Below are 6,000 nucleotides of genomic sequence, written 5' to 3' on the forward strand. Positions count from 1 at the left end.
GTGAGGGCTGCGGTACCTTACTCCGGTCGCGGGACGGCCAGCCGCGGCCCTGCTGCGGGTGGTGATGACGACGGAACGGCTGTCGGCGCGGTCAGCCGTGACGCTGGTGCTCGCCGCCGCGGTCACGGCGACCGGCGCGTACGCGGTTCCCGCCGGTCCCGGCCAGCGGCTCTTCAACGACGCCGCCCAGTTCGTCCTGGGGGCCGTCGCCGCTTTCGTCTGTTTCGCCGCGGGCCGCGAGAGATCCGGTCCCCGGCGGCGCTGGCGGCTGCTGATCGGCGCGGGGCTGACCACCTGGGCCGCCGGCCGGCTCTGGTTCACCGTCCGTGACCTCGTCGAGCCCGACCGGGCCGCGGCGGCCACGCCGGCCGACGTCGGCTTCCTGACCCTGCCGCTGTTCACGTTCCTGGCCCTGATCGCCGGTTCGATGGCGCTGCCGCGCCCCCCGCAGGCGTCGCTGCGCCGGGACCGGATCGTGCTGGTCATCGACAGCCTCCTGGTCACCGGCTCGCTGCTCGCCCTGGCCTGGTCGGCGCTGCCCGACCGGATCCCCGACGAGGTGTTGGCGCGCCCCTGGGTGGCCGGCACCGCGGCGGCGTACCCGATCGCCGACCTCTGGCTGGCCGTCATGGTCGCGCTGCTGCTGACCACCCGGCCGACGTCGCTGGCCGGGCGGGTGCCGCTGCGGCTGATGGGCCTTGCGATGCTGGCCTTCGGGGTCTCCGACACGCTCCGGCTGCTACACCTGAGCACGGGGGTGCTGTCACCGGTCGGGTCCGCCGGCTACCTGCTCGGCCCGGCGCTGCTCACCCTCGCCGCGCTCAGCAACCCGGGCCTGGACGAGGGTCCCGCCCTCGAGCGGGCCGAGGCGGACTGGCTGCACCTGCTGCTGCCGTACCTGCCGGTGGTGGCGACGGGCGTGGTCATCGCGGTGCGTACCGGTGCGGGCGGGCAGCTGACGTCGTACGAGGCGTACCTGGGCTGGCTCGGGCTCGGCCTGGTCGTGGCCCGGCAGATGTTCACCATCGTGGACAACACGGTCCTGCTCGCCCGGATCTCCGAGGGCCAGCAACGGCTGCACCATCAGGCGTACCACGATCCGTTGACCGGCCTGGCCAACCGGGCGCTGTTCCGCGAGCGGCTGGTGCTGGCCCTCGACGACCACCGCCACCGCGGCGTGCCCGTGGCGCTGCTCTTCGCCGACCTGGACGACTTCAAGCTCATCAACGACAGCTTCGGCCACGCGATGGGCGACCGGCTGCTGCGCGCGATCGGCGAGCGGCTCGTCGCCTGCGTCGGCGAGGGCGATCTGGTCGCCCGCCTCGGCGGCGACGAGTTCGCGGCGCTGCTCGAGCGGCCGGCGGACGAGGCCGAGCCGGCGGCACACCGCATCCTCGCGGCGCTCCGCGAGCCGTTCGTGATCGACGGCCACACGGTCGGCATCAGCGCCAGCCTCGGCCTGGTGCTGTCCGATCCGGGCGACGCCGACCTGTCCGCCGACGCCCTGCTGCGCCGCGCCGACGCCGCCATGTACGTGAGCAAGCGGCGCGGCAAGAACGCGCTCGCCCGGTACGCCGGCGGTGCGGACGGCGGGCCGAACGCCGACCTGCCGCACCTGCTGGCCCGGGCGTTGTCCGGCAACCCGGCCGCGGCCGGGTTCGAGGTCTACTATCAGCCGATCGTGCGCCTCGCCGACGGCGCGATCGTCGCGGTCGAGGCGCTGGCGCGCTGGACGGACCCGGTGGCCGGGCCGGTGGATCCGGACGTCTTCGTGACGGTGGCCGAGCGGACCGGGCTGGTCGCGGCGATCGACGACTTCGTGCTCGACCGGGCGTGCGCCGACGCCTCCGCGCTGGCGCAGACGTACGGCCGGCCGATCGACATGCACGTCAACGTGTCCGCGGCCCGGCTCGGTCAGCACGGGCTGGAGGAGGCGGTCGACCGGGCGCTGCAACGGCACTCGGTCCGGCCGTCCCGGCTCGTCGTGGAGATCACCGAGACCCGCCGCATCCCGGACATGGCCCGGGCGGTGGAGGTCGCGGAGCGGCTGCGCCGGCGCGGGGTCCGGGTGGCGCTCGACGACTTCGGCAGCGGCTACAACGCGCTGGCCCAGCTGCACTCGCTGCCGGTCGACATCGTCAAGCTGGACTCGACGCTCACCGATGTGGACGTCTCTCCGGAGCGCGCGGGTGCGCTGTGCCGCTCGGTGCTGGCGATCTGCGCCGAGCTGAACATCGCCGTGGTGGCCGAGGGCATCGAGACGCCCGCCCGGGCCCGGGCGCTGGCGTCGCTCGGCTGCGACTTCGGCCAGGGCTACCTGTTCGGCCAGCCCGGCCCGGTGCACCGGCTGGCCGCCATGATCCCGACCCAGCCCGCGCCGCACACGAGCCCACACCTGGCCTCGTAGCCGGTGCGGTGACCACGAATCCTCGCTGGGTTGCCGTGGGTAGCGGCGCTTGCGAACGCGCCACGGCATGATCGAGCGATGGAGGTACTCAGCAGCCGGATCTTGCTACGCCCATCCGACCTGGAGCGCAGCCGCCGCTTCTACCGGGACATCCTGGGACTCGCGGTCTACCGCGAGTTCGGGCCTCCGGAGGATCCGGGGCTTGTCTTCTTCCTTGGCCAGGGACTGCTCGAGGTGTCCGGTACATCCGACGACGAGCCGGGCGGGCCGCTTCGGATCTGGCTGCAGGTCCGCGACGTACGGGCCGAGCACGAACGCCTGGTGGCGGCCGGCGTGACCGTCACCCGGGAACCCCGGCCGGAGCCGTGGGGGCTGGTCGAGATGTGGATCGAGGATCCGGACGGCGTGCGCATCGTGCTCGTCGAGGTCCCGGCTGATCACCCGCTGCGGCGCGACCCAAGGTGATCTTTCCGCCCCGACACCCACACCGACCGGCCCTGCGGCGAGACGCAGGAGCCGGTCGCGTGCGGCCGAGGCGGGTCGGTAGGCGGTCTGCGACGCGGTCACGAGGTTGGCGGGATGGTCATCCAGAAGCGGCTTCCGCCGCCGGGGTTTTCGGTTACCCCGATGTGGCCGCGGTGGCGTTCGATGATGCGGTGGCAGATGGCCAGGCCGAGGCCGGTGCCGGGGTATCCGCCGCTGTTGGTGCAGCGGTGGAACGCGTCGAAGATCTTGGACTGGTCCGCGGCGGGGATGCCGATGCCGTTGTCGGCCACCTCGATGCGGGTGGTGCCGTCGGGAAGTGTCCGGGCGGTGATCTCGATCCGGGGTGTTGCGCCGGCCCGGGTGTATTTGATGGCGTTGCCGACCAGGTTGTCCAGTACGTGGCGCAGGAGCTTGGCGTCGGCCACCAGGGTCGGCAGTGTGCCGTCCACGGTGATGTGGGCGGTGTCGGGGCTGGTGAGGTGTTCGGCGATGACGTCGCTGACGATCTCGTGCAGCGAGGTCGGGCTCAGGTGCAGGGTGTGGTCGGCCTTGGCGTAGTCGAGCAGGTCCTGGGTCAGCCGGCTCATCCGGTTCAGGCCACGTTCGATGGTGGCGAGGTCACGCCGGAAGTCTTCGCCGAGGGCGTCGGCGTAGTCGGCGCGGATCATCTCGACGTGTGCGGTGACGCTGGCGAGTGGGTTCTTCAGGTCGTGGGAGGCCATGGTCATCAGGGCGCGCAGCTCCGATTCGTGCCGGTTCGCCGGCGCGCCGGTGTCCGCCGTGGCGGTTCGGCGTGCTGTCGTCTGGGCCTGCATGGTGTCCTCCAGCGGTTCGTGTCGGTGACACCAGCCGACCGTGGGCGGGGGGTGTTCACCGGGGCGTGGTGAACACCTGTTGAGCGCGACGTGCGTGGCCTGGGGCGGCGTGTGCGGGATCCGTATGGGGTTGGCGAACGGGCCGAACACCGGGTGCCGAGGTCGCTACGCTGAACGGGTGAGCACGCGGGGTGACCGGGAGGTCACGTCGGGCGCCGGCCTTGTGGGTGATCATCGCCGGTTGCATGACCTGCTGAGCGAGCTGCGGCAGCGAGGTGGTGGGCCGTCGCTGCGGAGGATCAACTGCGCTTGCGGCGTATCGGTCGGGCATCTCAGTCAGATCTTTGCGGGTAAGACCGTTCCGGGACCGGACGTGGCGGTGAAGGTCGCGCAGGCGTTGGGGGCGACCGACCGGGAGTTGGCGCGGGTGCGGTTCCTGGCCGAGGGGGTCGAGGCGGACCGGTGTGCGCAGCGGGCTGGTGACGGCCGCAGGGAGCGCCGGCCGGGATGGGATGGTTGCCCGTATCTCGGGCTGCCGCCGTACGAGGAACGCCACGCCCGGGTGTTCTACGGGCGGCGCGCGTTGACCGGCCGTCTGCTCGGGCGGCTGCGGGAGCATCCCTGCAGCGCGGGTGTCCTGTTGGTATTGGGTCCGTCCGGGGCGGGGAAGTCGTCATTGTTGCGGGCGGGGCTGATGGGTTCGCTGGCCTGCGATGCATTGGCACCCGGCAGTCGGTACTGGCCCCGGCGGGTGATCACGCCGACCAATGACCCGGTGCGGCAGTTGGCGGTCCAACTGGCCGATCTTGCCGGCGCCGATGCGATCGGTGTTCAGGAGTCGCTGACCGCCAACCCCGGCCAGGCGCACCTGTTGGCTGGGCAGGCGTTGGCCGCGGCCGGCGGCGCGATCGACTCCTGTCCGCGGCTGGTGCTGGTGGTTGACCAGTTGGAGGAGTTGTTCACCCTCACCGCCGACCCCGCCGAGCACGACAGGTTCCTGACCGCGCTGCACAGCATGGCCACCACGCCGGTCCGGCCCGATGGCACACCCGGCGCGTTGATCGTCGCGGGGATCCGTGGGGACATCCTGGATCAACCAATGGCCTTCCCGCCGATGCGGCAGGCGGCCGAGGCCGGCGTGTTCGCGGTGGGGGCGATGAGTGAATCAGAGCTGCGGGAGGCGATTGTCGGCCCGGCCGCGGAGGCCGGCGTGCGGGTACCCGATGACGTCTGCGCCGCGGTTCTGGACGATCTGCGTGAGCGTGGCCTGCCGGTCGGGTTCGACTGCGGTGCACTGCCGCTGCTGTCGCAGGTCATGTTCGTCATGTGGCAGGCCAGGAACGGCGCGGGGCTGACCGTGGAGGGCTACCACCGCACCGGCGGTGTAGCCGACATCGTGCGGACCAGCGCCGAAGACGTCTACGACACCCTCGACACCGACCAGCAGGGTCTCACCCGCCGGATCTTCCTGCACCTGACCGCGGTCACCGACGGCAGACTCACCCGCCGCCCTACTACCCGCGGCGCCCTGCGCACCGCGACCGGCAGCGACGAAACCGACCGGGTCATCGAGGCGTTCGCCGCGCAACGGCTGATCACCGTCGCCGACAACGGCCTGGTCACCATCGCACACGAGGAACTACTGCGCTCCTGGAGCCGGCTACACGACTGGCTGCAACCGAATCTCACCGACCAGGCCCTGCATCAGGCCCTCACCGAGGACGTACACACCTGGCAACAACGCCACCGCGATCCGTCCTACCTCTACTACCACGGCGATCGACTCCTCGCCGTCGACGATGCCGTTCGGCGCTGGAGCAACGATCCCGCCCAGCACCTGCCCCTTGACCCGGTGACCATCGAGTTCCTGCACGCCAGCCACCGCCGCGCCCGGCGCCGGCGCCGCACCTACCAGGCCATCGCCGCAGCCATGACCATCTTGCTCGTCCTCACCGGCACCGCTGCACTACTCGCCTACCGCTACGCCGTCCGCGCCGACAGCCAGCACACCTACGCGCTGTCCCGCCAACTCGCTGCACTCAGCCAGACCGACACCACGGACCGAACCACCTCCGAACAACTCGCAGCCACGGCGCTCCGCGTCGCCGAGACAGACGAGGCATTCCGCGCCAGCGGGGCACTGCTCGCCGATCATCGAAGCATCTTTCCGAGTAATGGGGCGACCGCGGTGTTCAGCGGGACTGTGGATCTTTCGGTGTTTCCGGTCTGACCCGCCGGGCGTAGCCCGGCGAGGAAGGTGCCGTGATGACGACGACACTGGATGGTGTGACC

The 6,000-nt window shown here is 71.5% G+C and carries 4 protein-coding genes; 3 read left to right on the top strand and 1 reads right to left on the bottom strand.

All coding sequences use genetic code 11. The features are described from left to right. The first annotated feature begins 64 nt into the window (after positions 1–64). On the top strand, positions 65–2,407 hold the full coding sequence (locus AB0B58_RS32470) for an EAL domain-containing protein (RefSeq protein WP_360231440.1): 2,343 nt from the start codon (positions 65–67) through the stop codon (positions 2,405–2,407). Between the two features lie 78 nt (positions 2,408–2,485). Next, positions 2,486–2,872 carry a VOC family protein gene (locus AB0B58_RS32475; protein WP_360231443.1) on the top strand — a complete coding sequence of 129 codons (387 nt, stop codon included), beginning with the start codon at positions 2,486–2,488 and terminating at the stop codon, positions 2,870–2,872. A 98-nt stretch (positions 2,873–2,970) separates the two neighbouring features. Here the strand turns inward: AB0B58_RS32475 and AB0B58_RS32480 are convergent, their stop codons facing one another. Next, entirely contained in the window at positions 2,971–3,708 is a 738-nt protein-coding gene (locus AB0B58_RS32480; protein ID WP_360231446.1) for a HAMP domain-containing sensor histidine kinase, read from the bottom strand. 373 nt (positions 3,709–4,081) lie between these two features. Between AB0B58_RS32480 and AB0B58_RS32485 the strand changes: the two genes are divergently transcribed. Further along, positions 4,082–5,938, top strand: coding sequence for an AAA family ATPase (locus AB0B58_RS32485; RefSeq protein ID WP_360231449.1), 1,857 nt, complete (start codon positions 4,082–4,084; stop codon positions 5,936–5,938). Positions 5,939–6,000: the final 62 nt, after the last annotated feature.

The sequence above is a fragment of the Actinoplanes sp. NPDC049118 genome (assembly GCF_040648555.1).
Lineage (GTDB): Bacteria > Actinomycetota > Actinomycetes > Mycobacteriales > Micromonosporaceae > Actinoplanes.

Bases quoted from the DNA above. Each gene is read 5' to 3' on its own strand.
- AB0B58_RS32475 (WP_360231443.1), top strand. From the start codon at position 2,486: ATGGAGGTACTCAGCAGCCGGATCTTGCTACGCCCATCCGACCTGGAG.
- AB0B58_RS32480 (WP_360231446.1), bottom strand. From the start codon at position 3,708: ATGCAGGCCCAGACGACAGCACGCCGAACCGCCACGGCGGACACCGGC.
- AB0B58_RS32470 (WP_360231440.1), top strand. From the start codon at position 65: ATGACGACGGAACGGCTGTCGGCGCGGTCAGCCGTGACGCTGGTGCTC.